This is a genomic window from Mycolicibacterium lacusdiani (assembly GCF_021916785.1).
Taxonomy (GTDB): domain Bacteria; phylum Actinomycetota; class Actinomycetes; order Mycobacteriales; family Mycobacteriaceae; genus Mycobacterium; species Mycobacterium lacusdiani.
Window position 1 is genome coordinate 179,096 of sequence record NZ_JAKCFC010000011.1, and the last position, 26,906, is coordinate 206,001.

The 26,906-nt window shown below is 68.5% G+C and carries 23 protein-coding genes and 1 pseudogene; 8 read left to right on the forward strand and 16 right to left on the reverse strand.

The genetic code is table 11. The features are described from left to right. Window positions 1-4: 4 nt before the first annotated feature. Together LOK44_RS25915 and LOK44_RS30165 are read right to left on the reverse strand one after the other, a co-directional pair. Entirely contained in the window at window positions 5-469 is a 465-nt protein-coding gene (locus tag LOK44_RS25915; RefSeq protein ID WP_237572958.1) for an acyl-CoA thioesterase, read from the reverse strand. 20 nt (window positions 470-489) lie between these two features. After that, window positions 490-600, reverse strand: a pseudogene (locus LOK44_RS30165) (hydroxypyruvate isomerase); the annotation flags it as partial. Between the two features lie 148 nt (window positions 601-748). Between LOK44_RS30165 and LOK44_RS25920 the strand changes: the two are divergent. From LOK44_RS25920 to LOK44_RS25930, 3 genes are all read left to right on the forward strand, one after another. Further along, on the forward strand, window positions 749-2,539 hold the full coding sequence (locus tag LOK44_RS25920; RefSeq protein WP_237572959.1) for a putative bifunctional diguanylate cyclase/phosphodiesterase: 1,791 nt from the start codon (window positions 749-751) through the stop codon (window positions 2,537-2,539). A 23-nt stretch (window positions 2,540-2,562) separates the two neighbouring features. Continuing rightward, window positions 2,563-3,429, forward strand: a complete 867-nt coding sequence (locus LOK44_RS25925; protein WP_237572960.1) for a LysR family transcriptional regulator ArgP — start codon at window positions 2,563-2,565, stop codon at window positions 3,427-3,429. Window positions 3,430-3,558: 129 nt separating this feature from the next. Continuing rightward, window positions 3,559-4,251: a TetR family transcriptional regulator gene (locus tag LOK44_RS25930; protein ID WP_237572961.1), complete on the forward strand. Its 693-nt coding sequence runs from the start codon at window positions 3,559-3,561 to the stop codon at window positions 4,249-4,251. Between the two features lie 19 nt (window positions 4,252-4,270). Here the strand turns inward: LOK44_RS25930 and LOK44_RS25935 are convergent, their stop codons facing one another. Together LOK44_RS25935 and LOK44_RS25940 are read right to left on the reverse strand one after the other, a co-directional pair. Beyond that, entirely contained in the window at window positions 4,271-5,500 is a 1,230-nt protein-coding gene (locus LOK44_RS25935; protein WP_237572962.1) for a fatty acid desaturase family protein, read from the reverse strand. A gap of 9 nt (window positions 5,501-5,509) precedes the next feature. Then, complete coding sequence (locus tag LOK44_RS25940) at window positions 5,510-6,640, reverse strand: ferredoxin reductase (protein ID WP_237572963.1); 1,131 nt, start codon at window positions 6,638-6,640, stop codon at window positions 5,510-5,512. 147 nt (window positions 6,641-6,787) lie between these two features. On the opposite strand from LOK44_RS25940, the gene LOK44_RS25945 reads away from it, so the two are divergent. Genes LOK44_RS25945 through LOK44_RS25955 form a run of 3 tightly spaced genes read left to right on the forward strand, consistent with a single transcriptional unit; the run spans window position 6,788 to window position 8,132 of the window. After that, window positions 6,788-7,219, forward strand: a complete 432-nt coding sequence (locus LOK44_RS25945) for a VOC family protein (protein WP_372481323.1) — start codon at window positions 6,788-6,790, stop codon at window positions 7,217-7,219. A gap of 56 nt (window positions 7,220-7,275) precedes the next feature. Beyond that, window positions 7,276-7,440, forward strand: a complete 165-nt coding sequence (locus LOK44_RS25950; protein WP_237572965.1) for a hypothetical protein — start codon at window positions 7,276-7,278, stop codon at window positions 7,438-7,440. Between the two features lie 23 nt (window positions 7,441-7,463). Beyond that, the gene (locus tag LOK44_RS25955; protein WP_237572966.1) at window positions 7,464-8,132 is read left to right on the forward strand and encodes an NAD(P)H-binding protein; all 669 of its coding nucleotides are present in this window, start codon (window positions 7,464-7,466) and stop codon (window positions 8,130-8,132) included. A gap of 105 nt (window positions 8,133-8,237) precedes the next feature. Here the strand turns inward: LOK44_RS25955 and LOK44_RS25960 are convergent, their stop codons facing one another. Together LOK44_RS25960 and LOK44_RS25965 are read right to left on the reverse strand one after the other, a co-directional pair. After that, on the reverse strand, window positions 8,238-8,693 hold the full coding sequence (locus LOK44_RS25960) for an STAS domain-containing protein (RefSeq protein WP_237572967.1): 456 nt from the start codon (window positions 8,691-8,693) through the stop codon (window positions 8,238-8,240). 123 nt (window positions 8,694-8,816) lie between these two features. Continuing rightward, window positions 8,817-10,064, reverse strand: a complete 1,248-nt coding sequence (locus LOK44_RS25965; protein ID WP_237572968.1) for a DNA polymerase domain-containing protein — start codon at window positions 10,062-10,064, stop codon at window positions 8,817-8,819. 81 nt (window positions 10,065-10,145) lie between these two features. On the opposite strand from LOK44_RS25965, the gene fadD2 reads away from it, so the two are divergent. Further along, window positions 10,146-11,930, forward strand: a complete 1,785-nt coding sequence (gene fadD2, locus LOK44_RS25970; RefSeq protein WP_237572969.1) for a long-chain-fatty-acid--CoA ligase FadD2 — start codon at window positions 10,146-10,148, stop codon at window positions 11,928-11,930. A 29-nt stretch (window positions 11,931-11,959) separates the two neighbouring features. Further along, on the forward strand, window positions 11,960-12,748 hold the full coding sequence (locus LOK44_RS25975) for an SDR family NAD(P)-dependent oxidoreductase (RefSeq protein WP_237572970.1): 789 nt from the start codon (window positions 11,960-11,962) through the stop codon (window positions 12,746-12,748). Between the two features lie 60 nt (window positions 12,749-12,808). Here LOK44_RS25975 and LOK44_RS25980 read toward each other — a convergent pair whose 3' ends face one another. The 10 genes from LOK44_RS25980 to LOK44_RS26025 all read right to left on the reverse strand — a co-directional run bounded on the left by LOK44_RS25980 (window position 12,809) and on the right by LOK44_RS26025 (window position 26,858). Beyond that, complete coding sequence (locus LOK44_RS25980) at window positions 12,809-13,033, reverse strand: acyl carrier protein (protein ID WP_237572971.1); 225 nt, start codon at window positions 13,031-13,033, stop codon at window positions 12,809-12,811. A 192-nt stretch (window positions 13,034-13,225) separates the two neighbouring features. Beyond that, window positions 13,226-14,242: an aminotransferase class IV gene (locus LOK44_RS25985; protein ID WP_237572972.1), complete on the reverse strand. Its 1,017-nt coding sequence runs from the start codon at window positions 14,240-14,242 to the stop codon at window positions 13,226-13,228. Between the two features lie 22 nt (window positions 14,243-14,264). After that, on the reverse strand, window positions 14,265-15,767 hold the full coding sequence (locus LOK44_RS25990) for an APC family permease (RefSeq protein WP_237572973.1): 1,503 nt from the start codon (window positions 15,765-15,767) through the stop codon (window positions 14,265-14,267). Window positions 15,768-15,858: 91 nt separating this feature from the next. After that, complete coding sequence (locus LOK44_RS25995; RefSeq protein ID WP_308192795.1) at window positions 15,859-16,836, reverse strand: LysR family transcriptional regulator; 978 nt, start codon at window positions 16,834-16,836, stop codon at window positions 15,859-15,861. A gap of 64 nt (window positions 16,837-16,900) precedes the next feature. Beyond that, window positions 16,901-19,027: a hypothetical protein gene (locus LOK44_RS29855; protein WP_283817924.1), complete on the reverse strand. Its 2,127-nt coding sequence runs from the start codon at window positions 19,025-19,027 to the stop codon at window positions 16,901-16,903. A gap of 171 nt (window positions 19,028-19,198) precedes the next feature. Next, window positions 19,199-19,627 (reverse strand): thiol-disulfide oxidoreductase DCC family protein, encoded by a 429-nt coding sequence (locus LOK44_RS26005; protein ID WP_237572975.1) that lies wholly within the window; start codon window positions 19,625-19,627, stop codon window positions 19,199-19,201. Between the two features lie 106 nt (window positions 19,628-19,733). Further along, complete coding sequence (locus tag LOK44_RS30015; protein WP_237572976.1) at window positions 19,734-22,490, reverse strand: ATP-binding protein; 2,757 nt, start codon at window positions 22,488-22,490, stop codon at window positions 19,734-19,736. A gap of 22 nt (window positions 22,491-22,512) precedes the next feature. Beyond that, window positions 22,513-24,705: an acyl-CoA dehydrogenase family protein gene (locus LOK44_RS26015; protein WP_237572977.1), complete on the reverse strand. Its 2,193-nt coding sequence runs from the start codon at window positions 24,703-24,705 to the stop codon at window positions 22,513-22,515. Between the two features lie 54 nt (window positions 24,706-24,759). After that, complete coding sequence (locus LOK44_RS26020; protein WP_237573010.1) at window positions 24,760-25,731, reverse strand: 2-hydroxyacid dehydrogenase; 972 nt, start codon at window positions 25,729-25,731, stop codon at window positions 24,760-24,762. Then, the gene (locus LOK44_RS26025; protein ID WP_237572978.1) at window positions 25,722-26,858 is read right to left on the reverse strand and encodes an alpha/beta hydrolase; all 1,137 of its coding nucleotides are present in this window, start codon (window positions 26,856-26,858) and stop codon (window positions 25,722-25,724) included. Before LOK44_RS26025 ends, LOK44_RS26020 begins: the two co-directional genes overlap by 10 nt. Window positions 26,859-26,906 lie beyond the last annotated feature (48 nt).

The following is a 26,906-nucleotide window of genomic DNA, read 5'->3' on the forward strand; positions in this document are numbered from 1 at the left end:
CCGGTCAGTCCTGCGCGATGAGCCCGAGCGCGGCGAGTCGTTCGCGTGCCTCGTCGGGGATTGGCGTCGGGCCGTCGTCGTCCAGCGTTACCAGGACGGTGTCGCAGAGGCTGACGCATTCGTCGGCGACGAACAGCGCGGTGGACGCGACGTAGGACGTGCGTCCGATCCGGCCGACCCCGATGGCCGTCCCGATCCTCGCAGGCCAGTGGGCTTCCCGCACGAAGTGCACGACGGTGGATGCGGTGACGATGCGGATCCGACGGCTGCTGAGGTCGTACACGCCGGGGAACACCGTCCTGTTCAGCGTTGCGCGGCAGTTCTCGTGCAGTGACGCCAGCGCGAGGTTGTTGAGGTGTCCGTTGGTGTCCATGTCGCCGTAGCGGGCGTCGATGGCGTCGTGCACCGGGTAGGTCTGCGCGAGCAGGCGTGCGGGGTGCGGACGCGGCGCCGTGCCGACCAGATTCATCGGGTCAGCGTAGGACGCTGGTAGCCCGTCATCGAGGTGCACCGTGCCCCGGTGGCCGCGAGCGCGGCGAGGTCCTTGTCGTGCCAGCTTCAGATCTCCACGGCGAAGCCGAATTCGGCGATCCACTCGACCCACGCGGTGGGATAGCGGAGACACCGCCCCGAACGCCGACGACGTCGTCGTCCCACCTTCGCTCGTGGTTCGCGGCAGTACCGCGCCGACGATCGAAAACACGCGGATTGAGCCATCGTGATGACTTTGCCACGCTACGATGCCGACGTGGGGTGGGAACCTGGTGGGTGGACGGCCCTGACGCGCGTCGACATGTGGCCGGGTATCGCAACGCCGCTGCTGATGACACGCATCGGTGGCTCGTGCTTCCTGTTCGGAGGCCTGTTGGTGGTGCTGATGACCAGCCTCGCACCATCGAGTTTCACCGACACGTCCGTACAGTGCGGCAACGCGGCCGTCGCAGGCGTCGTCGGATTGACGGTGTTGCTGTGGGGTGAGCGGCTGCGGTTGTGGCAGTTCCATCTCATGGTGCTGACGGCGACTCTCCAGATAACCGTGTCGGTGTACGAGTCGGCAAACCCCTCGGTGGCCGTCTCGTTTGCCACCCTCTACGTCTTCATCGCCTGCGCAGCATTCTTCGTCGCGTGGCCCGCGGCAGCGCTGCAGTTGAGCGTGGCACTGGTGTGCTGCACGACGGCCATGGCGATGACGTCGACCGTGCCATGGTGGTCCGGTCTGGTCGCGTCGGGCACCACGGTGGCCATCGGGATCGTGATCGCGATCCTCGGCCGACTGGTGTTCAACGCCGAACTCGACGACGTGACCGGCCTGCTGAACCGCCGCGGCTTCGACCGCCTCCTCGGCGTGGCCGTTCGACGAGCACGGTCGGGCGGCCTTCGGCCGGCGGTCGTCTTCGTGTGCATCGACGGATACGGGGCCATCCACGACCAATTCGGTGGCGGGGTCGCCGACGAGGTGATGCAGGAGATCGTCGCGACGTGGCGGAACGCGCTCGAACCCGAACACGTCCTCGCTCGCCGTGGCGCCGACGAGTTCACCGTGCTGCTACCCAACGGCACTGACCAGCAAGCGGTTTCGCTCACCCACCGGCTGCGCGACGCAGTGTCGATGGGGTGTTCGGCGGGCGTCACGACGTGGCAGCCGGGCGAGTCGGTGTCGGTCGTGGTCGCGCGTGCGGACACCGCGCTGCGGCGGGCCAAGCGCAGCGGGAGGAACCGGACGATGGTCGAATCCGCGAACCTGCCTCCCGTGGCGGTGGAGTTGAGCGACGCGCTCGCGGCAGCGGTGCTCGACGTGCGCTATCAGCCCGTCGTAGCACTGTCGGACGGCGATCTGGTGGGCATCGAGGCGCTGTTGCGCTGGTCGCCGCCGTCGCGTCCCGATCTGTCGCCCTACGAGGTGATTCGGGTGGCGGAGGAGAACAACCTCATCGCTGCGCTCGATCACTACGTCCTGCGCCGTGCGTGTCTGGACGCGCAGCGGATCCGGAGCGACGCCCTGCACTCGTCGATGTGGTTGAGCGTCAACGTCTCTGGGCTCGAGCTGGTACAGAAGGGCTACGCCAATCAGGTGTTCGACACTCTCGCCGAGACCGGCTGGCCCGCCGAGCGTCTGGTGCTCGAGGTCACCGAGAGCGTGGTCGACGTCGATCGGCCGTCGGCACTAGAAGCCCTGACGGCACTGCGCCGGGGCGGTGTGAAGGTCGCCATTGACGACTTCGGTACCGGCTACTCGTCGCTGAGCAGGCTGCAGGCCCTGCCCACCGACTTCTTGAAGCTCGACGCGTCGTTCGTGGCGGTGGTGACGCCGACGTCGTGCGAGCCGCCGCCGCTCCTACGAGCGGTCGCAGCACTCGCCGACGCGCTGCACCTGACGGTGATAGCCGAAGGCGTCGAAACGCCGCAGCAGGCGTCGGTGCTGCGGCGTCTCGGAATCGAGTTCGCGCAGGGCTTCTACTTCGGGAAGGCGCAGCGTCCCGCCGAACTGCTCGACGTGATGGCCCCGGCACCGTCCTCGCGTCCCAACCTCCTGCGATGAGCCACGTCACATAGCATTTCGACGTGGCGCTCGACGGTGAACAGCTCGCAGCACTCGCCGCCGTGGTCGAGACCGGATCGTTCGACGCCGCGGCAGCGTCGCTGCACGTCACACCGTCGGCGGTGAGTCAGCGCATCAAGGCACTCGAACAGCGGGTGGGCCAGGTGCTCGTGCGCCGCGAGCGTCCCTGCACGGTCACCCCGGCCGGAGTGCCGCTGCTGCGCCTGGCGGCGCAGACCGCCCTGCTGGAGGCCGAGGCGCTGGCCGAGGTTGGCGGCGACCAGGTCGCGGCACCGCGAATAGCGTTGGCGGTCAACGCAGATTCGATGGCCACGTGGTTCCCGTCGGTGTTCGAGCGCCTGGGCTCGGTCCTGTTCGACCTGCGCATCGCGGATCAGGACCATTCGGCGCGGCTGCTCCGCGAGGGCGTCGTGATGGGGGCCGTCACGACCGAGCGGACGCCGGTGCCCGGCTGCCGGGTACGCCGGCTCGGCGTGATGCGCTACGTGCCGACGGCGTCGAGTTCCTTCCTGGCCCGGTACTTTGGGGGCGGTTTCACCGCTCGCAGCGCCGCCTCCGCGCCGCACATCGCGTGGAATCGCGACGATGCACTGCAGGAGATGTTCCTGCGCCGGGTGTTCAAACGGCCGATCGCGCCGCCGACGCACTACGTCCCGACCGCCGAGGGCTTCGCCGCCGCCGTCCGCGCCGGTCTGGGGTGGGGGATGTTCCCACAACCGCTGGCCGGAGCCGACGCCGACTTGGTTCGCATCTCCGACGCGCACCTCGACGTGCCACTGTTCTGGCAGTGCTGGAAACTCGACAGCTCCCTGGTCGCGAGGCTGACCGACGCCGTGCGCACAGCGGCGGACGCCGGCCTGCAGAACTGACTCGGACCCGCCCGCTGCTGTGGGCTGTGATCAACGTCGCTAACCCTGGCGGCACCATTTTGGTACGGTGAGTAAACAGTCGTACACCGAAATGCGGTGGCGACGTGCCTACCGGAAGAAGCCAGACACGTGAACACGACGATCGATGACGGTGGACACCCGTCGGAGAAGCGCGTGCAGACGAGGTCTGTCGTGACGCGTCGCCGGATCATGGACTCGGCGATCCGATTGTTCGCCGAACAGGGTTATCCGGCGACCGGGACGCGCGAGATCATCGCCAAGTCGGGAATGACCGGAGGGGCCTTCTACCACCACTTCGGCGACAAGGACTCGGTGGCGAAGGCCATCCTCGCCGAGGCCAACACCAGGGTCCTGGCGGCGTTCGTCGCCACCGACGCGGGCGGGCCGGCCGTCGAGGCTGCGATCCGGGGAACGTTCGCCGTGGCGTCGCTGCACGTCAGGGACGCGAGCGTGCGCGTCGGGTCGCAGCTCCTGCACACCGTCGGCCGGACGACGGGCCAGGCGGGCAGGTACTTCGCGGCGTGGTCCGATGCGCTGGGTGCCCAGTTCGACAGGGGTCAGCGGCAGGGCGACGTGCGCAACGACCTGGACCCCGAGGTCGTCGGCCGATCGGTCGCCTCGGCGTCATACGGTGCGTGGGCCGTTGCCGGTTTGACCCCTGGCGACTCCAACGTGGTCACCCGAATGGCCGACCTGTGGGACGTCATGCTGCCCGCAATCGTCGTCCCCGAGGTGGCGCCGCGCTTCCTCGGCTACCTCCGCGAGCAGTGTCGGCACTCCGCCGGTGAACGGCCGTACTGAGCCGGCACCGGCGCGCCGGCTACGCCGCGCTGGCCGTCTGCAGTTCCCGAATCGCGGTCCGCAGCCCACGACGGCGTCCCGTCGCGGGGTCGACGTACGCGTTCCGTAGCCGATCGGTCCGGGTGAACTTGCGCTCCGAGTTCGTCTCCGGCGCGTCGTCGGGCGTGCCCTTGAGGTATTTGTCCGGCAGCGCCAGCTTCGCGATCGTCACGAACGACTGCCCGTACTGCCGCAGGATGGGCCCCGTCGTGTAGGGCAGGTCGTACTTCTCGCAGAGTGCACGCACCCGGACCGCGATCTCGGCGTAGCGGTTGCTCGGCAGGTCGGGGAACATGTGGTGCTCGATCTGGTAGCAGAGGTTGCCACTCATGAACGCCATCAGCGGGCCTGCATTGAAATTGGCCGAGCCGAGCATCTGGCGCAGGTACCACTCGGCCTGCGTCTCGGTCTCGAACTCCTCCTTCGTGAACTTCTCTGCGCCGTCGGGGAAGTGGCCGCAGAAGATGACCATGTACGACCAGTAGTTGCGGATCAGGTTCGCCACCGCGTTCGCGCCGAGGGTGTGCTTCCACCCTGGCCCTGCGAGCGCCGGGAAGACGACGTAGTCCTTGCCGACCTGCTTGCCGACCTTCTTGCCGATGATCTTCAGGTCCTTGCGGACCTCGGCCATCGACTTTTCGCCCTTGCGCCACTTGGTCGTTTCGACCCCGTGCAGGGCGACGCCCCACTCGAAGAGCGTGCCGAGCAACAGGTTGTAGATCGGGTTGCCGATCATCCACTTCTCCCAGCGCTGGTCGCGCGTGAGACGCATGATGCCGTAACCGATGTCGTCGTCGAGGCCGACGATGTTGGTGTACTTGTGATGGATGTAGTTGTGCGACTTCTTCCAGTGTTCCGTGGGAGACGTCGTGTCCCACTCCCATTCGGTGGAGTGGATCTCGGGATCGTTCATCCAGTCCCACTGACCGTGGGTGATGTTGTGGCCGAGTTCCATGTTCTCGATGATCTTCCCGGTGGCGAGCATCGCGGTGCCCAAAGCCCAGGCGTACCGGTTGCGGCTCGCCATCAGGACCACGCGGCTGCCGACCACGAGGCCGCGCTGCAACTGGATCGCCCGGCGGATGTAGCGGGCGTCGCGCTCGCCGCGCGACTCCTCGATGTCGGCTCGGATCGCGTCGAGTTCGCGTCCCAACTCCTCGACGTCCTCCGCGGAGAGGTGGGTGTACTGCTTGATGTCGCTGATGGCCATGTCGTCGCCTTAGATGTCGATGGTGCAGTCGCCGGATGCGGTCGAGATGCAGGTCTGGATTCGGTCGCCTTCGCCGTGCTCGTTACCCGACCGGATGTCCCGGACGTAACCGGATTCCAGTGGGAGAACGCAGGATTGACAGATGCCCATGCGGCACCCGAAGGGCATCTGGATGCCGGCGTCCTCGCCGGCCTGGAGCAGCGTGGTCGCGCCGTCCACGTCGACGCTCTGGCCGGACTTCTTGAACAGGACCGTCCCGCCCTCGCCGCCCTTGTCGGTGCGGGCGATCGTGAAGCGCTCGGTGTGCAGGGAGTCCCGCACCCCGGCCTGGGTCCAGGTGTCCTCGGCGGCGTCGAGCATCTCCGCTGGGCCGCACGCCCACGCGGAGCGGTCGGCCCAGTCGGCGACCACCTCGTCCAACTCGGCGAAGTCGATCTTGCCCATCTCCGCCGTCAGCTGCAGATGCAGCCGGTAGTTGGGCTGCTCGCGCTCCAGCGTGCGCAACTCGTCGTGGAAGATCACGTCCTCGGCGGTGCGGGCGCTGTGGACGTGCACGATGTCCGGCCGTTCGCCGCGCGCCTTGAGCGAACGGAGCATCGCCATGATCGGCGTGATGCCGCTGCCCGCCGTGATGAACAGCAGTGCCGGGGGCGCCGGATCTGGCAGCGCGAAATCCCCCTTGGGCGTGGCCAATCGAACGACCGTGCCCGGCTGCACGCCGTTGACGAGGTGGGTGGACAGGAAACCCTCGGGTGTGGCCTTGACGGTGATCGACACGTGGCCGCCGTCCTGCTTGGGAACCGACGTCAGCGAGTACGAGCGCCAATGCCACTTGCCGTCGACCCGCAGGCCGATGCCCAGGTACTGGCCGGGGAGGTAGTTCCCGCTGAAGCCCCAGCCGGGCTTGATGATGACCGTCGCCGAGTCCTCGGTCTCGCGGCGGACGTCCACGACGACGCCGCGCAGTTCCCGTGCCGACCAGAGCGGGTTGATCAGCTTCAGGTAGTCGTCGGGAAGCAGCGGTGTGGTCGCCCTGGCCGCCAACCCCCGCAGGACGTTCACCTTCGGCGTGGTCGCCGTCTCGACGTCTCGCGCGGGAGCCACACTCCACCGCGTCAAACTGCGCAACTTGCCGCCCATGCGTCGCTGCCTCTCCGACCGCGTGTGCGGTACCTCACACAACAGTGCCCGTTTCGCGGCGGCGCGACACCTGTATCCGCAGAACATTCGAGGGCAATGTTTCTACCGCGCTAGCTGGGCGTTTCCTGACAGCGGAGGATGGCTGACATGACCGATTTCGGATTACCGTTACCGAGGTTCCACTTGGCCATGCCGGTCGACGACCTGGCTGCCGCGCGCCGGTTCTACGGCGAGGTGCTCGGGCTCGAGCAGGGCCGCAGCTCGGAGTCGTGGGTGGACTGGAACCTGAGGGGCCATCAGTTCGTCACGCACCTGGCGCCGGGTCGGGTGCGGCCGATTCACAACCCCGTCGATGGCCACGACGTTCCGGTCCCGCACTTCGGGCTGATCCTCACCGTCGTCGACTTCCACGACCTCGCGGAGCGATTGCGGAACGCGGACGTCGAGTTCGTGATCGAGCCCTACGTCCGCTTCGAGGGTCAGCCGGGGGAGCAGTGGACCATGTTCCTGCTGGATCCCGCGGGCAATGCCCTGGAGTTCAAGGCCTTCGCGGACGACTCCCAGGTCTTCGCATCGTGACGACCTGAAACCGGCATTAAACGGGGGCCCTCGCGGTTGCACTGATCATGATGACGATGACCAAGCGTGACTTCGGTGAGTTCCTGGGAACGGCACTGATGTGCGTCGTGGTGTGCCTGGTAGCCCTCGCGGTCGGCTTCACGGCGCTGCTGATCACGGACTCCGTGTCGAACACGGGTGTGTTCTCACCCCACGGGCCGACTGGCTCATCGGCCACCTGATGACCGGGCCTACTGTGGGACGGGTGAACAAACACGTGGTCATCGCCGGCGGGCACGGCAAGATCGCCCTGCACCTCGAGCGCCTGCTGAGCGACCGGGGCGACTCGGTGGCGGGCCTGATCCGCAACCCCGATCAGGCGCCCGACCTCGAAGCCAACGGTGCCCGCGCGCTCGTGGTGGACCTCGAGAACGCGGGGGTCGACGAGGTCGCCGAGCACTTGCGCGGCGCCGATGCCGTGGTGTTCGCCGCCGGCGCGGGCCCCGGTAGCGGTGTCGAGCGAAAGGACACCGTGGATCGGGCCGCAGCCGTGCTGCTGGCCGACGCGGCGATCGCCGCGGGCGTGCGCCGCTACGTCATGGTGTCTGCGATGGGTGCCGACGAGGCGCCAGAAGGTGACGGCGACGACGCCGTGTTCTCGGCGTACCTGCGGGCCAAGGCCGCAGCAGACCGCGACGTACTGGGTCGACGCGAACTGGCCACGACCATCATCCGGCCCGGGTTGTTGACCGACGAGCCGGCAACGGGTCAGGTGACGGTGGCCGAGAAGACGGGCCGCGGCAGCATCTCCCGCAGCGACGTGGCTGCCGTGCTGGCGGCGGTGGTCGACGACGACGGGACCGCGGGGGTCACCTTCGAGGTGATCGGCGGGGAGACCCCCATCGCGGTCGCCGTCGCGTCGCTGGTGAACTGACTACTACGGGTGTGCGTGGCCTAAGGCCGCGTGGTGCCTGCGCCGACCGCGCAGCAGATGGGCCAACCAACGAACGTCGAGCAACATGGTTTCTATCCTTCTCGACTAAGCGGACTTGGTGAGGATGGGCAGGAGGCGTCGACGCTCGTCGGCGACGTCCGAGAAGTGGTGCAGCGCTTCGGGAACCGAGCGGGTGATGGGCAACTGCGGATCCTGGGCATGCGAGCGCAGGACGCGGGCCAGTTCCTCGTCGGCCACCAATGACCACTCGACGCCTGCGTCGTAGCAGGCCTGGTCGATCGCGTCGAGCAGTTCGACGCCCGCCTTGGCGAACGACTCCACGCCACTGAGGTCGAGGATGAACGCCTTCTCGGGGATGACGCAGTGCAGAGCACGGTCGACGAGGCAGCCGACGTTGGTCGCATCGACGGCACCGGTGATGGACATGACCGAGGCCATCTGCCTGCAGAGCGTGTGTACTTCTGCGCCCTTGCAGTCGATCGTCGGGTTGCCGTACCGGAACGGGGATTTCGAAGCCGGAACGTGGGTGGTGATGCCCATGGCCAGTCTCCCTTCGATGCTCGGTCGAAGAGGTCTTCGACGTAGTACCGAAGTTATGGGCCGAAGTTAAGGTACTGGGGAGTCAGCACTAAACAGTTGCTAAGAACTCCCGCGCCGCCCGGATCAGGGCCGTCCCTGCGGGCCGGTGTACTTCTCCCACGGCGAGTAGTCGGCCAGTAGGGCCTCCTGTGGTGGCCGCTCGTCCTCGGGTACGTGCTGGAGGTTGATCCTGATGCGGTACCAGATCGAACTGGGCCCCCGCATGCCGTCGACCAGGACGTCGACGGGTTTCAGCCGTTCGGCGGCCGCGGGGTATTTGCCCTTCCACGTCTCCAACGCGGCCATCGCCTCGTCCTTGGTCTTGGTGCGGGCGATCTCGATCAGCGGCATGGGTGAGACTCGACCACCGGCGCCGTTCGCGCGGCGTGCGCCGCGCGGCGCCTTCTCGGCCGGGCCGAGTTCCTTCGCGCGCTCGAGGAGTTGGTCGAGGCCGCCGGGTGCGTCGTCCATGCCCTCCCACGGATCGCCGAGATCGGCGTAGCGGGCAGGCACCGTGCGAACGGTGAACTCCTCGGGCCTGCAGGTGGGCACCTCGTCCCACCGCAACGGGGTGGACACCCTGGCATCGGGTCGCGAACGCACCGAGTAGGCCGAAGCGACGGTGCGGTCCTTGGCGTTCTGGTTGAAGTCGACGAAGACGCCCTCGCGCTCCTCCTTCCACCATCGGCTGGTGGCCAGGTCCGGCGCGCGCAGTTCCACCTCGCGGGCGATGGTCTCCGCCGCCAGCCGCACCTGCTTGTAGGGCCAGTGCGGCGCGATCCGCGCGTACACGTGGAAGCCCTTGGATCCGGAGGTCTTGGGCCAGGCGGTGAGGCCGAAGTCGGCGAGCACGTCGCGGGCGACCAGAGCGACGTCGACGATCTGGGGCCACTCGACCCCCGGCATCGGGTCGAGGTCGACGCGTAGTTCGTCGGGGTGCTCGAGATCCTCGGCCTGCACGGGGTGCGGGTTGAGGTCGACGCAGCCGAGGTTGACCGCCCACACCAGGCCGGCCGGCTCGCGCAGCACGGCCTCCTTGGCCGACGTGCCCGAGGCGTACTTCAACTCCGCGACGTCGATCCAGTCCGGCCGGTTCTCGGGAGCGCGCTTCTGGAAGACCGCCTCTTCGGTGATGCCCTTGACGAAGCGCTTCAGGATCATCGGTCGGCCCGCGACCCCGCGCAGCGCCCCGTCGGCCACCGACAGGTAGTACTGGATCAGGTCGAGCTTGGCGACGTCGGCGTCGCCATCCTGGCCGGGGAAGACCACCTTGTCCGGATTGGTGATCTTCAGCGTGCGCCCGCCGACGTCCAGGGACAGCGCGTTCGCCATGTCGCCATGGTAGGCGCGCAACCGCCAGAAATGGGTCACGGATCCGGCCTCGACGGGACGCGCGTCACATAGGCTGACGGCATGGTGAACATCACTGACCTGTCGACGTTGGTGCGCGAGTCCGCCGGGCGGTACGTGGAGCGCGGCGCTGCCGAACTGCACTACGCCCGCAAGATGTTCGAGGCGGGTGCGCTGAAAGTCGAAGCGCCGCAAGCGATGGCGGCGATGTTGGCGGACATCCGGCGCTGGGGCGAGTTCGGGATGATCCCGGCGCTGAACGCGCGCCGGTGGCCGCACCGCAAGGCCGTCATCGACGACGACGGCGAGCTGAGCTTCGGCGAACTCGACGACGCCGCCAATGCCGTCGCTCACGGCCTCCTGGCGAAGGGCGTGCGCAGCGGTGACGGCGTGGCGTTGCTGATCCGCAACCACCGCTGGTTCCCGATCGCCTTCTACGGCGCGGCCCGCGTCGGTGCCCGCATCATCCTGCTGAACAGCGAGTTCTCGGGCCCGCAGATCAAGGAGGTGTCCGAACGCGAGGGCGCCAAGCTGATCATTCACGACGACGAGTACACGAAGGCGGTGTCGGCAGCCAGTCCGGAGCTGGGCAAGCTGCGCGCGCTGCCGACCAACCCGGACAAGGCCGACGCCGCCGATGCCTCCGGTGAACAGCCGCACGAGAGCAACGACGAGACGCTCGCCGACCTGATCGAGCGCAACGCGAACAGCGGCCCGGCGCCGAAGGTCGACAAGCACGCCAAGATCATCATCCTCACCAGTGGCACCACCGGAACGCCCAAGGGCGCCAACCGCAGTTCCCCGCCGTCGCTCGCGCCGATCGGCGGCGTGTTGTCACACGTGCCGTTCAAGGCCGGCGAGGTGACGTCGTTGCCCGCACCGATGTTCCACGCGCTGGGCCTGCTGCACGCGACCATCGCGATGATGCTCGGATGCACGCTGGTGCTGCGCCGCCGGTTCAAGCCCGACACCGTGCTCGCCGACATCGAGAAGCGCCGCGTGACGGCGATGGTCGTCGTGCCAGTGATGCTGTCGCGCATCCTGGACGCGCTTGACGCCATGGACAAGAAGCCGGACCTGTCGAGCCTGCGCATCGTGTTCGTGTCCGGCTCACAGCTCGGTGGTGAACTGGCCACCCGCGCTATGAAGACGCTCGGTCCTGTCGTCTACAACCTCTACGGGTCGACCGAGATCGCGTACGCCACGATCGCGCGGCCGCAGGACCTGGAGATCAATCCGACCACCGTCGGCCCCGTGGTCAAGGGCGTGCGGGTGAAGCTCTTCGACGAGAACGGCAAGGAGGTTCCCCAGGGCGAGGTCGGCCGAATCTTCGTGGGCAACACCTTCCCGTTCGAGGGCTACACCGGCGGCGGACACAAGCAGATCATCGACGGGCTGATGTCGTCGGGCGACGTCGGATACTTCGACGAGCACGGGCTGCTCTACGTCAGCGGTCGTGACGACGAGATGATCGTCTGCGGCGGCGAGAACGTCTTCCCCGCCGAGGTCGAAGACCTGATCAGCGGTCACCCCGAGGTGGTGGAGGCCACGGCGATCGGCGTCGAGGACGAGGAGTGGGGCCACCGCCTGCGAGCGTTCGTGGTCAAGACCGACGGTGCGAGCATCGACGAGGACACGGTCAAGGCCTACGTCAAGGAGAACCTGGCGCGCTACAAGGTGCCCCGCGAGGTCGTCTTCCTCGACGAGCTGCCGCGCAATCCGACCGGCAAGATCCTGAAGCGCGAACTCGCCAAGCACGAGGTCGATGGCCAGCCGGGCCAGATCGACAACGAGACGGTGCAGCCGGATGCCGAGGAATCCAACTCCGAGGAATCCAAGTCGGAATAGATGCGGTCACGCGGTGGTAGTACCAACCCGTGAACATCGACCTTTCGGGCAAGACCGCACTCGTCACCGGCTCGACCCAGGGCATCGGGTACGCCATCGCCGAGGGACTGGCAGCCAGCGGCGCCCGGGTCGCGGTCAACGGCCGCTCGGCTGACCGCGTCGACGCCGCGGTCGCGGACCTGCGCAAGACGGGCGCCGACGTCGTCGGGGTCGCGGTCGACGTCAGCACCGCCGACGGCGTGGACCAGCTCCTGCGCGAACTGCCCGCCGTCGACGTCTTGGTCAACAATCTCGGCATCTTCGGCGCCGTGCCCGCCCGCGAGATCACCGACGAGCAGTGGCGGTACTACTTCGACGTCAACGTCCTCGCGGCGGTCCGGCTGATCCGCACGTACCTGCCGGGAATGGTCGAGCGGGGGTGGGGCAGGGCCATCCAGATCGCCAGCGACTCCGCGGTCGTCATCCCCGAGGAGATGATTCACTACGGCGTCTCCAAGACGGCGCTGCTGGCGGTGTCGCGCGGATTCGCCAAGGACGCGGCGGGTACCGGCGTGACGGTCAACTCCGTGATCGCGGGCCCGACGCACACCGCGGGTGTCGAGGACTTCGTCTACGAACTGGTCGACAAGGACCTGTCGTGGGACGACGCGCAGCGCGAGTTCGTGCGCAAGCACCGCCCACAGTCGTTGCTGCAGAGGCTGATCGAGCCGAACGAGATCGCCAACATGGTGACGTACCTGGCGTCTCCGCTGTCCTCGGCCACCACCGGGGGCGCCCTGCGCGTCGACGGGGGTTACGTGGACTCGATCCTCCCCTGACCATGGCGATTCGTGGAACATTTCCTGCGGTGCGCGCAGGAAATGTTCCACGAGTCGCTCCTAGGCGTTGGAACTCTGCAGCTGCCCGAGGAATTGGTGACAGCGCGCTGCCCGCTCCGAGTCCTGGGACATGACCTCCTCGAAGAACGACGCCACGTCGTCGAGACCGGCGTTGCGTGCGTCGCGCACGTACTGCCCGTAGTCGTGGCCCGCCTTGAGTGAGTGGTACTGCACCGAGATGAGATCGAACGTCACGTCGTCGAACCCGGTTTCTCCTGTCGCCATCGTGTGCCTCCTGAGTGCGTATCGGACTGGGACGACGCGGGCGGTACCCGGCGACTTCCGTCGCAAACGGCGGGCAGTTCGACCGATCGGAGGACGGGAAACAGTCATGATCACAACGGATCTCGCGCCCAACGGCGATTCGTGGAACATTTCCCGCGGTGCGCGCAGGAAAAGTTCCACGAATCGCGTCGATCAGTAGTCGATCGCCTCGATCAGGGGTCCCGGCTCGTCCATCAGGGCCCAGAACCGGTCGCGGATCGCCACCGTCATGGGGCCGGGTTCACCGGAGCCGATGGGCTCGCCGTCGAGCGAGTTGATCGGCGTGACGCCGCCGGCGGTGGTCACGGCCATGATCTCGTCGGCCTCGTACAGCTCGTGGCTGGTGACGTCGCGCAGCGTGGCCTCGATGCCCATGGCGTCGGCGATCTCGAACACCGTCTTGCGGGTGATGCCCGGCAACGCATTTCGTGACGGCGAGGCCAGCTTGCCGTCCTTGACGATGCAGACGTTGAAGCCCGGGCCCTCGGCGACGCAGCTGTCGGAGTCGAGCAGGATCGCGGTACGCGCTCCGCGGTCCTTGGCCTCGAAGCTGGCCGCCGTCAGGTCGCCCCACTGGTAGTTCTTGATCGTCGGGTCGACGGTGTTGCGGCCTGCGCGGCGCACGTGCCGCGGCACGATCGCGGTGGTGCCGAAGATCTGCTCGGCGGGCGGGAACGCCCACAGGTAGGGGATCGCGTAGATGTAGACCTGGTGGGTCAGCTTGCTGAGGTCCTTCTCGCCCTTGCGCCGTCCGTACCCGCGCGTGACGGTCAGATTCACGAACGACTCGCGCAGCTGGGACATCGCGATGCACCGCTTGGTGATGTCGGCGAGTTCGTCCTTGGTCATCCCGGCGTCCAGGCGCAGCTTGCGTGCGCCATCGAGGAGGCGGTCCAAGTGGTCGCCGAGCCGAAAGACGTTGCCGTGCCACACGTGGGCCACGGTGTAGGTCAGGTCGGAGTGGCCGAACCCGGTGTCGAAGATCGAGATCTTCGCGTCCTCGGCGGGCATGTACTCGCCCTCGATCCACGCCACGCCGCCGGCGAAGGGGCTCGAGGTGTCGAGTTCGTAGTCGCTGTACTGGATCACCGAACCGGGCGGGGTGTCCTCGCGGATGGCGCCGGGTTCGACGGCGACGAGGTTGCTGGTACCCAGGGAGGTCGAAGTCATGAGGAGTAGGTCCTTTCGGGGATCAGAGGTCGTGGGTCTTGGCGTAGGTGGCACCGGCGTCGCCATTGCGTAGCCGCGACTTCAGGCCGGTGGCCCACCAGATCGCCGCGATGACGACGATGCCGAGGAAGACCCACTTGTTGCTGGTGAACTGCGGGAGGAAGAGCAGTGCCACGGCGACGCCGAGGAACACCACGAGGGCGGTGACGTAGAGGGGCAGGCGCCAGCGGCCGAGGTCGAACGTGCCGGGCTCCGGTGCGGGGATAGTGCCCTTGCGGTAGCCGACGAGCAGGCCGATCGTCTGCAGGATGTAGACGAAGAAGAACAGCAGCGACGCGATGCCGATGATGTAGTTGAACGCCTTCTCGTTGACCAGCGCCGACAGCAGCAGCATCGTGGACAGGACTCCGAGCCCAATCACCGCGAACGTGGGCGTCTTTCGCGTCGGCGAGACGTGCCGCCACACCTTGGAGAACGGCAGCATGTTGTCGCGGGCCATCGAGTAGGTGAGCCGCGTCGCGACCAGGATGTTGGCCAGCAGGCAGGCGAGGATGTTGGTGAGCGCGACCGCCACGATGATCTTGGTGACGAGCGGCCCGGCCTGCTGGGTGATGATCTCCTCGATCGGTGCGGATGAGTTGGCCTCGACCGCCGCCACGTCCTTGATGGCGAGCACGTAGACGACGTACATGAGTAGTTCGATCACGATCGACGTGACGAGTGCGTAGAACATGGTCTTCGGCACGACGTGGCGGGCGTTCTTGGTCTCCTCGGCGACGTCGGCACCGGACTCCACGCCGATCAGGCCGAAGAACGGGCCGAGTGCGGCGGCCAGCCAGGCCAGCATGTAGGAGTCCTTGTCGCCGGACTCGCCGCCGGTGAACAGCACCGAAATCGGCTGGTGGTTCTCCGGCGCCGAGAACGCGATGATGGCGATCAGTGCGGTGGCGCCGACGGTGATCACGAGTTCGAGGCTGACGCCGATGTTGTTGACCATCGTGGCGAACCGCACGCCGTAGATGTTGATCAGCACGCAGACGAAGACGACGGCGATCGCGAGCAGGATCTGCGTGCTCTGGGTCAGCGTCCAGCCCATCAGTCCGCCGAGGTACCCGGACAGGATGAAGCCGACTCCGGTCATGCCGCACACCCAGCCCATCAGGGCGATGAAGCCGGTGAACCACGCGAGGTCGGGACCGTTGATGCGGCTGATCCACTGGTATGAGTAGCCGGCGAGCGGGAGCTTGGCGGTGAGGTCGGCCGCAATGAACGTCCACAGCGCGAACACCGCGCCTGCCAGCAGCAGCGTCCAGACGAACGGTGCGCCTGCGGTGAAGTAGCCGGCGCCGAAGCCGGTGAACACCGCGGTGGTGGCGCTGATCGTGGCGAAGCCGATCGCGAACGACGCGAGTGTGCCGACCGAGCGGTCGAGTTTCTGGGTGTAGCCGAGTTCCGCCAGCTTGGCGTCCTCGGCGTTCAGCGCCGGCGGCGCCGGGTCGGTCGGTCGTACGGGTGTGTCGGTCATGAGCACTCCAGCGGGGTGACGGGTCGGGAAAACGACTGATGACAGGAAAGCCCCGTCAGCCGTTCACCGGAAGTTCAATGATTTGATCTACTCATAACGCGGAGTTATCAATCGGTGCGACGGTGGATGCGTCACCGAAGCTCCACTGCGATTGGACCAGCCTGACCAGGGCATCCGCTTGCGGCGAGAGTCTGGCTGGATGCCACGCGAGAGCCGTATGGCTGGGCGGTCGATCCGTGATCGGCACGTAGACGATCCCCGGCCGGTCGTAGAACCGGGCCACCGATGACGTCGTGAAGCTGATGCCCAGACCGCGCGCGATCGACGTCGTCTCCGCCTCGTACGTCGCCGCGATCGCGGCGATGGTGGGCGGCCGGTTGCCGCGGACGTCCATCGCCAGCCAGTAGTCCCGCCAGGGCCCGGCCGTCAGCGGCGCGCAGACGATGGGATCGTCGAGCAGTTCGGCGATCTGGACCTCGGTGCGCTCGGCGAGTCGGTGGTCGCGCGGCAGGCATGCCACCCAGGACTCGGAGTCGAGCATCAGCATGCGATGTTCGGGCAGATCGACCGGCGGCCGGATGATCGCCACTTCGGTGGTGCCGTCGCCAAGGCCCGCGGTGGGGTCACCGAAGTCGTACTCGATCGGCTCGACCGTGACGTCTGGGTACACCGCCTCGAAGTGCCGAACCAACCGGAACAGGAGATCCGCGCCGGTGCCGATCAGGTAGCCGAGTCGAAGTACGCCGTGTCGGGTGCCCGAGAGCGTGACGAGGTTGGCGACGACGGCGTCCACTCCTGAGAGGGCCTGCTGTACCTGCGGTAGCCACGCAGCGCCGAGATCGGTCAGCGCGACCTCGCGGGTGCTGCGGGTAAAGAGGGTGACGCCGAATGCGTGCTCGAGCGCCTTGATCGCGGTCGACAGCGCGGGCTGGGTGATGAACAGTCGCTCGGCGGCGCGCCGGTAGTTCAGTTCCTCGCCGAGCACGGCGAAGTACCGCAGCTGACGAAGCGTGACAGCCGACTTGGGGTCGCTCGTCGCACACCTCCTGCCGGCCGACGTCAGACGAATTCTGCCCCAGCGTGGTGGTTGGCGGGCGACAACGACCCGTCGGCGGAACGCGCGTCAGGCGGCGTCAGTCGACGCCGGATGGGTTGCCGTTCGCGGCCGGCCGACCGTCGGCGCCCTTCTGGCCGTCGGCTCCCTTGGTGGCGGTGCCGGCCGCACCGTTCGTGCCCGCGGAGCCTCCCGTTCCCGCCGTGCCGTCCGTCCCGCCCGTGCTGGTGCCGACGGCACCGTTGGCACCGACCGCGCCGCTGGTTCCGTCGCGGCCGTCCTCGCCAGAGGCTCCGTTCCCGCCTGCGGCGCCCTGCTGTCCAGTGGCACCGCGGTTGCCGAACAGTCCGCCGGAGCCACCCGCGCCTGCCGCACCGCCCGATCCACCCGATCCGCCGACGCCGCCGACGGCTCCCGATCCACCCGTGCCACCTGCTCCGCCGTTACCGGCCTGCCCCGCCAGCCCTCCGGACCCGCCCGAACCGGCTTGTCCTGCGGCGCCGCCGGATCCGCCCGAACCGCCGGATCCCGCAGTGCCTGCGGCGCCACCGGCGCCACCGGCGCCACCCACGCCGCCGGGGCCACGTTCGAGCCCGAACTGGCCGCCATCGCCACCGCGGCCCCCGTTGCCGCCCGCCGCGCCGTTGGCGCTGCCCCCGTTGCCGCCGTCGCCTCCTGCGCCCCCGTTGCCTGCGTCGCCACCGCGTCCACCCGTACCGCCGTTGCCCGCGTTGCCGCCGTCGCCACCAACTCCGCCATTGCCGCCGGAGCCGCCGACACCGCCGGTTCCACCTGTGCCACCCATGCCGCCTGCGCCGCCTGCGCCACCCGATCCGAAGAGTCCACCGGCGCCACCGCGTCCACCCGCGCCGGCGGCCGTGCCCGACGATCCGGCGCCGCCTGCGGTGCCGTTGCCGCCGGGGCCTCCGGTGCCCCCGCTGGTGCCATCGGTGCCGTTCCCGCCGCGAGTGCCGTTCGTGCCGTTGGTGCCGTTCAGGCCCGACGCGCCGTCCGCACCGGCGCCAGCGGTCCCTCCATTGGCTCCCGAGCCGCCGGCCCCGCCCGCTCCGCCCGCCCCGAGCGACCCGATGCCCGAGCCTCCTCGACCCCCGGCGCCCCCGTTGGCGCCGGTCCCGCCGACTCCTCCGGCTCCACCATCGCCCCCCGCGGCGCCGTCGCCGCCGGCACCGCCGTTGCCTCCGCTGGCGCCGGCTCCGCCGGTCCCGCCGACTCCGCCCGTCCCGCCTTCCACGGCAGTCCCGCCCGTGCCGCCGTTACCGCCAACGGCGCCAACGACTCCGGGACCACCAGCGCCGCCGGCGCCTCCTTGGTTGATCCCCGTGCCGCCGTTGCCGCCGTTGCCGCCGGGATTGCCGAGACCCCCGGCGCCACCAGGTTGACCGAAGCCGTCGCTGGTCGTGCCGCCGGTGGCGCCGTTGGTGCCGGCGGGGCCGGCGGCAGATCCGGGCGTGGGGTTCACGCCGTTCGCGTTTGCGCCGTCGACTCCACGGCTTCCCGGGGCCCCGTCGACGCCGTTACTCCCGTCCGTCCCGGCTTCGCCGTCGGTGCCGTCGTTCCCTCTATCACCGCTCACGCCGGTCGCACCATTCGTGCCAGCGGCACCGGTCGATCCGACGGATCCGTTGCCGCCGCGACCACCTCCGCCGCCATTGCCGATCAACACGCCGCCACGGCCGCCGTCACCGCCTGCCATCCCGGCGACCGTGGCATCGCCACCGCGACCGCCGTTGCCGATCAGCCCGGCGCTGCCGCCGTGGCCGCCATTGGCCCCCCGACCGCCGTTGCCGAAGAAGAAGCCGCCGTTGCCGCCGTTGCAGGCCGACCCGGTGCAGTCCGCCGCCGCGTCGACACCGTTGCCGACGAAGGCCCCGATCAGAGCCGCAAGCGGATTGAGGGCAACACCGGCAGATCGCGTCGGTCCGGCCGCGGCGGGAACCATCAATGCGTACAGGTCGGGCGCAGCCGAAGCCGCGGCCCGTCCGGTGGTGGGCGCCGCAGCGCGATCGGTGGACGGGGACGTGGCGGGGTCGACGATCCACCACGGCAGCGTGTTGGACGCGAGCATCGTCCGTACCGAGGACGCCGCCGCATCGTGCGTCGACGGACGGTCGGCAACGACGTCGGCTTCGGCTGGGGTGGCGAGGAACAAGCCTGCGCCGGTCAGGGCCAAGCCGGCCGTCACCATCGGCGCGACGGTCGAATGTCGCCCGAATCGGGAGTTTCGAACCCGTCGAGCGCGATGCTTGTGACCCATGTTCCCGACGTCCCGTTCTCGCATGTGATGTGTCACAGGGACGCTAGCATCGGCGTCTCACACACGGAGAACGTCGTCGAGTCGACGCGTGGGGCGTGCGTTCTATGCGGCGTCGACGAACCGGCTGCGGACCTCGGGCGGCGGGATGGGGCAGGTGTCGTATTGGCCGCCGACGCGATAGCGAATCTCGGCAAAGCGGGTGTAGGCCCAGTCGCGGAGGCCGGGCGGGATCGCACGGGCCGCCAGCGTCAGCCGCCAGGGGCCGCCCAAGTACTCCGCAACGCGGAGCATGGCCGCCGACTGGACGTCGACGGCTTCGTCGCTTCCGCCGGGATCGGTCACGTATACAACGGAATCGACGTCGGCCAACTCCGGATGGCGGGCGATGACGCCCCGGGCGAAGTCACTGTCCAGCGCAGCGAATCGGAGCGTGCCGCGCCGGTCGAACCGGAGGATGGTGCGCACTCCGCGGTTGCAGACTCCGCAGACGCCGTCGTACAGCAGAACCGGTGCGGTGGCGTCGGTGCTCACGTCGCACTCCTCTCTTCCGTCCTGATTCCATCGTCCCAGGGGGAGGGCGGCCTGGCCACGAGATGTGAGCACGGGCACCGGGTGTTCGCGTCACATGCCGGCGACGTCAGCGCGAGGCGTCGCCCACCCACCTGCCGAGTTCGGCCCTGGAGTGGATGCCGAGCTTGCGATAGACCCGAGACAAGTTGGCCTCCACCGTCTTCGGGCTGATGAACAGTGCGGCGGCCATGTCTCGATTGGTCATGCCCGTGGCGGCCAGTTCGGCCACTCGCTGTTCGGATGGAGTCAGTGTGGCCGACCCGCGGGGGCCGACGTTGGTCCGGGTCAACTGGACTCGGGCGCGCTCCGCCCACACCAGGGTGCCCAGCCGGTCGAACGTGTCCAGCGCCTGCCGTATCGAGGCGGCTGCGGCGTCCTGGCGCCGCCGTCGGCGTTGCAGCTGCCCGAGCAGCAGTTGAGTCCGCGCGCGTTCGAACGGCATCTCGATCCGATCAAGTTGAGTCAGCGCCTCGTTCGCGTACTCGAGGGCCCTGTCGACGTCACCCCGAGCGCCCGCCAGCATGGCGCGGCACCGGGCCGCCATGGCCAGCATCCACGGACGGTCGAGCCTGCGGCCGTTCGTTTCGAGGAGCGCAGTCCACGGTTCGGCATCCGTGAGTCGACCGAGTTGGATCATGGCTTCGATGGCGTCGGGAAGGAACCAGGCGTAGATGATCTCGGTGGTGGGCGGTGTGCCAGGGATGCGAGACAACAACGGCTGCAGCGTCTTCAACGCCGCGTCGTAGTTCTCGAGCGAGACGTCGAGGGCACCCATTGCCATGACCGGCCAGAGCGCGAGATTCTTCGCCCCCGAGCGGACGCCTGCGGCCAATGCCTCGTCGGCATCGCGGCGTGCCGCCTCGACGTCACCGGTGAGGGAGTCGAGTAGTGCGCGGGTGATGAGTGCGACATACCGCGAGACGTCGCCACCGAGCTGCGGGCCCCGAGCAGCTGCATCCTCGGCTGCACGCCTGGCCGCCTCGAAGTCCGAACGCCAGAGCGCTGCCAGTGCACTGTGGAAGCTGACGAACATCAGCTCGCTTTCCTCGCCGTGCTCGATGCACCGTCGTCTGACGTCGTCGAGCGCCTTTCCGCCGTCGACGTAGCGACCGCTCCAGACGGCAAGGACCGCGCTCTGCACTTCGGGTCGGGTGGCGATTGGCCCCGATGGCTGGTCGTCCAAGTCGAGCGCGCGAGCCATCGCCGCGTCGTCGACCCCTTCGCCCGCCATGAAGCCCAGGACGGTCCGCATGCCGAGCGCTTGACCGAGCAAGCCAGGCGGACCATGCGCTTCGGTCAGGGTCACCGCATCCTCGGCGCTCCGCATCGCATCGGTGTCGCGGCCCGCGTTGACTTGTGCAAAGGAGAGGACTATCAGGATCTCCGCGCGTAGCGACGGGTCGTCGCCCAATTCATCGAGCGCCTTCGTCAGAAGCGGTGCCGCCTCGACGAAGCTGTCGTCGAACATTCGGACCACACCGAGTAGATGCAATGCCCTGGCGCGATCTTCGCCGGCTGGCACCTCGTCGATGGTCTGCTCGAGCAGGCTTCGCGCACGGTCGGAGTCCCCGGCATTGAAGTAGTGCCCGGCCAGTTGGACTCGACGGAGAGGTGTGTCGCCACCCAGATCGATGGCGAGGGAGACGAGTTCGGCCGAGGCCATGGGGGCACCACGGCGGCGGGCCAGCTCGGCCGCGGCGTCGAGCGCTCGGAGCGTCGTCGGGTCGGCGCGTGTCGCGGCCCGTGCCAGGTGTCGGGCCCGAAGCTCTTCCTCGACGACGACCCCGGCCACTCTGCCGTGCATCGCGCGACGTCGTTCCGCCGACGCACCCGAGTAGACGCCTCTCGCGATCAGCGGGTGGGTGAAACGGATACCGGCTCCGCGGAGTTCGATGATGCCGTGCCCCTCGGCGTCCTGCAGCATCGCGACGACGGCCTGGCCGTCGGTTCCGAGTGCCTCGGCGACCACGTCGACACTCGGGGATGCGAGGCAGGCGACCGCCAACAGAGCCTGTCCGGTGGATTCGTCGACGCTACCGATCCTGCTGTGCACCAACTCGGTCAACGACGCGGGCAGCAGGTGCTGCCCACGATCGGGCTCGTTGCGAATGGAGCGCGCCAATTCCAACGCGTAGAAGGGGTTTCCGCCGGACGTCTCGAATATCTCGAGCATCGTTGGACGGGGGAACGATCCGCCGAGGCGATCGACGAGTACGTCATGAAGTACTTCGACGTCCAACGGCTGCAACGACATCCGTCTCAGCCGGTTGGGGCGCGCCAGTTCCAGCCACGACGCAGCCGACGTGTCGGGCGACGTGCGCACCGCTGCCAGCACACCGACCGAACCCGTCATCCGGCGCAGTGCAAAGGCAAGCACGTGAGCGGTCGACGGGTCGATCCACTGCAGGTCGTCGACGGCCACCAGCACCGTTCCCCACGTGGCCAGCGCGTCGAGTACCGACATGAATGCAGCGGCGACGGCGCGTCGGTCGGTTCCCGCATCGTCGACGTCGACCCGCAGCAGCGCGCGGTCGAGCGCCTGCTGCTGTGGCCGGGGCAGATCGGGCCAGGTGCTCGGATCGACCGAACTCAGCAGATCGGTCAGCCCGGCGTAGGCGAGCACCGACTCCGTTTGCGCGGGCCGTGATGACAGCACGCGAACGCCGCGGGCCGTGGCCCGATCGATCGCATCGAGCCACGCCGTGGTCTTCCCGATCCCGGGCTCGCCCTCGAAGATCAGGCCCGCGGGCCCCAGCGCCGCCGCGTCCAGCAGATCGTCGACCGCACGCGTCTCACCGGCGCGGGAGACACGTCCGGTGGACACATGGGAACGATCTCACGCCGACCTACGGATCGCGAGGCAGACCGAGCAGACGCTCCGCGATGATGTTCAGCTGCACCTCGGAGGTACCGCCGTAGATCGTCGTGGCGCGACCGGCGAGCAGGTACTCCGCCCACTTGCCGGAGAGTTCGCCCTGATCGCCGATCACACCGTCGGTGCCGAACGAGGAGACGCCGAACTCGGCGTAACCCTGGCCGGTCTTCATCGACAGCAGCTTGCTGATCGCGGCTGCGGGCATCGGGTCACCGCCGGCCAATGTCAGCAGCGTGGAGCGCATGTTCAGCAGCTTGGCTGCGTGGCCCTCGGCGATCAGCCTCCCTGCCTCGTGTTGCTCGATCTGGTCGAAGTGCCCCTCGGCGAGGAACGACACGAACTGGTCGAGGCTCGCCAGGAACGGCGGCTCGCTGCCGCCGATCGACACCCGCTCGTTGGTGAGCGTGTTGCGGCTGACCTCCCAGCCGCGGTTGACCTCGCCGAGCACCAGATCGTCGGGCACGAACACGTCGTCGATGAAGACGGTGTTGAACATCGCGTTGCCAGTCAGCTCGCGCAGCGGCTTCACCTCGACGCCCTCGGACTTCATGTCCAGCAGGAAGTACGTGATGCCCTGGTGCTTCGGCGCGCTGGGGTCCGTGCGGGCCAGCAGTGCGCCCCACTCGGAGTATTGGGCACCCGTGGTCCAGATCTTCTGGCCGGTGATGCGCCAGCCGCCGTCGACCTTGGTGGCCTTGGTGGTGAGGCTCGCCAGGTCGGAGCCGGCGCCGGGCTCGGAGAACAGCTGGCACCAGATCATCTCGCCGCGGAACGTCGGCGGGAGGAAGCGCTGCTGCTGATCGTTGGTGCCGTACGCGACGATCGACGGGATGATCCACGCGGCGATGCCCATCTGCGGGCGCTTCACGCGGCCGGTGGAGAACTCCTGGGCGGTGATGATCTGCTCGATCGGGCTGGCGGAGCGGCCCCACGGCTTGGGCAGGTGTGGCTGCACCCAGCCACCCTCGGCGATCGCGGTGGTGCGGTCCTCGCTCGGCATCGCCTTCAGCGCAGCGACTTCCGCGCGAATCTCCTCGCGCAGCTTCTGCGTGTCGGGGTCGAGGTCGACCTCGATGGGGCGCATGCCGGTCGACGTGGCGACGTCGACCACGCGCTGCGGGTAGTCGGCGGCACGGCCGAACGACGCCGCGAGCACGATTGCGCGCCGGTAGTAGACGTTGGTGTCGTGCTCCCAGGTGAACCCGATGCCGCCGTGCACCTGAATGCAGTCCTGCGTGGTGTGCAGGGTGGCAGCGGGAGCCAGGGTGGCGGCGACGGCTGCGGCGAACTCGAAGGCGCTGCCCTCGGCACCCTTCTCGGCCAACTCGTCGATGGCGCGGGCGGCGTCCCACACGGCGGCGGTGGCGCGCTCGGTCTCGGCGATCATGTTGGCGCACTTGTGCTTGATGGCCTGGAACTGACCGATCGGGCGGCCGAACTGCTCGCGAATCTTGGCGTACTCGGCCGCGGTGTCGGTGGCCCAGCGTGCGACGCCGATGGCCTCTGCCGACAGCAGCGTGGTGATCAGGGCGCGGGCCAGCGGCCGGCTTAGGTTGGACAGGACGCGATCGTCTGCGACCTCGACGGCGTTGGCGCGCACGTGCGCGACCGGACGCAGTGGGTCGACGCTCTTGACGGCTTCGATCTCCACCTGGTCGGCGTCGAGGACGACCCACTCCTCGCCACCATCGATGGCGACCGGCAGCACCAGGACCGACGCCTGCTCGGCGGCGGGCACGGCGCGGACCTCGCCGCGGATGACGAGGCCACCGCCCTGCTTGGTGGCGGTGAGCGTGGAGTCAAGAGCGTAGGCGGCGATGACCTCACCGGAGGCCAGGCCCTCGAGGCGCTTGTCTGCCGGGTCGTTGGCGCTGATGAGCGCGCTGGCGATGGCCGAGGGGACGAACGGGCCGGGTACCGCGCCGTAGCCGAATTCGGCGAGCACGATGGCCAGTTCGAGGATGCCGAAGCCCTGGCCGCCGACGTCCTCGGACAGGTGGACGCCGTTGAGGCCCTGCTCGGAGGCGCCCTTCCAGTAGGTGGGCGGGTTGGGGATCGGGTTCTCCAGCGCTTCGTGGAGGACCTCCGACGGGGCCACCCGCTTGACGAACGAGCGCACGGACTCGGCTAAGTCGGTGTGCTCGGACAGGATCGCTATGGGCATCGTCGCCTCCTCTGGATAACTAACCGGTCGGTTGGGTCCGAGGGTACCCGGCGCTCACCCAGGTGCGTCAGGCACCTCGTTCACCAGGTTCACCAGGTGCCGGCCGTCTCGAAGCCTCTCGCAGTTGTCGACGGCGTGGACCAGGTAGCGGTGCATCGTGTCGGCCGTGTACCAGGTGACGTGGGGCGTGACGACGACGTTGTCGAGCTGCAGCAGCGGATTGTCGGCCTCGACGGGTTCGGTGGCGAAGACGTCGAGTCCCGCCGCGGCGAGACGACCGTCGCGCAGGGCGGCGACCAGGGCCGCCTCGTCGACGATCGCGCCGCGCGAGGTGTTCACCAGCACCGCGTCGGCCTTCATCGTCGCCAGCGCGTCGGCGCCGATCATGCCCTCGGTCGCAGCCGTCAGCGGCAGGTGCAGCGACACGACGTCGCTTTGGGCAAGCAGTTCGGACAGCGAACGCCACCCGGGATGGCCGTCATCACGCGTGCTGGTGTGCACCACGTCGGCGCCCATCGCGGAAACGATCGTCTCGACGCTCTTGGCGACGTTGCCGTACCCGACCAGGCCGACCGTGCACCCGCCGATGTCGCGGACGGTCTCGCCAAGCGACGGGTCCGACGGCCAGCCCCGCCCGGCCCGGGTCGCCCGGTCGAGGTGGGGCAGGCGACGCAGCGCGGCCAGCATCAGCAGCAGCGTGCCCTCGGCGACCGACGGCGCGTTGGCGCCCGGCATGTTCGCCACGGCGATCCCGTGCCGGGTGGCAGCGTCGACGTCGATCGTGTTGACCCCGGCGCCCAGCTTGTGGATCAGCCGGCAGCGTGCGGCCCGTTCGACGTCGGGTCCCGACAGCGGCCGCAGCACGTGCCAGATGACGTCGGCCTCGGGCAGCTCGCGCTCGAACGTCGCGTCGTCGTCTTCGGCGCAGAACCGGACGTCCAACCAATCCGCTTGTTCCGCAACGAAGTCGAGCACCTTGTCGCCCGGCACGAAGTGGGCGAGCACGCGTACGGGTGTCACCGCCACCGCTTGCCGATCCACTTGGCGATGACGTCGGCCTGCTCGCTGCGCGCGCCCGGTGTCGTGAAGTAGTGGTCGGAGTCGATGACGCACATCGTCTTGTCGGTGCTCGCCAGCGCGTCGTAGATCCGCTTGGCGTCCGACGGGAAGACGCCGGTGTCCTGTTCGGCGTTGATCACCAGCGCCGGGCACTCGATGCGGGCGAGGTGCGGCTCGGCGCGGGTCTGAGCGTGGCGCAGGCTCCACATGCCCATCCAGCTTCGCAGCGTGCATGCGGCGGCGATCCCGCGAGCCGAGCGGTTGGCCCGCACCGGCTCGCCCGCATAGCAGGTGTTCGCGGGGCGCTTAGTCGGCTCGATGGTGGGATCGACCATGCGCGGATCCGCCCAGGTGCGGTGCACGGTGAACGGCCGGTCCGAGAAGCCCGCTGCGCGAACGCGTTTCAGCTCGTCCCCAGCCCACTCGGTGATCGCGTGATTGCGGGCCACCTGCGCGGCGCGATACCGCTCGACGAACTCCGGCGCGTACGGCGGGCCGTTGGACTCGTCGAACAGGTCCAAATCGGGATCGCTTGGCACGGGGTCGGCTTCGTCGACGACCGCGCCATCCATCCAGGCGGTGAGCACTTCGGGACGGCCGGGGTGCGCTGCACTCGCGACGTACCCGTCGGCGGCGATCAGGTCGCCTAGGCCCGCGGCCGGCCGCATTCCGCCCACGGGCACGACGTGCGGGTCCACGGCTTGCGCCTGGTATGCGGCCATCAACGATCCGCCACCGGAGTTACCAAGCAGGACAACGGATTCCACGCCCGCAACGTCGCGCAGCCAGCGAACGCCGACGCCTATGTCGACGAGCGCGTGGTCGAGCAGGAAGCTGTTCTCGAAGCCGCGGAATCTGGTGTTCCAGCCGAGGAATCCGATGCCGCGGGTGGCCATGTACTCGGCGAGGTAGTGCTCTGAGAAGTCGACCTGATAGTGGGTGGCGATCATGCCCACCTTCGGCTTGCGGCCGACCCCGCGGTAGTAGACGCCCTGGCAGGGGTGCCCGCCGGAGGCGGCCCGTCGAGCCGACGGTGAGTCGAGTCCGATGAACTCGCGCGTGACGCCCGGTGCGGTCCCTGGATTCCTGCTCATGTCGACGGCGCCCCCTCGCGTTGACTGGCGCGGCGGGGGACACCGATG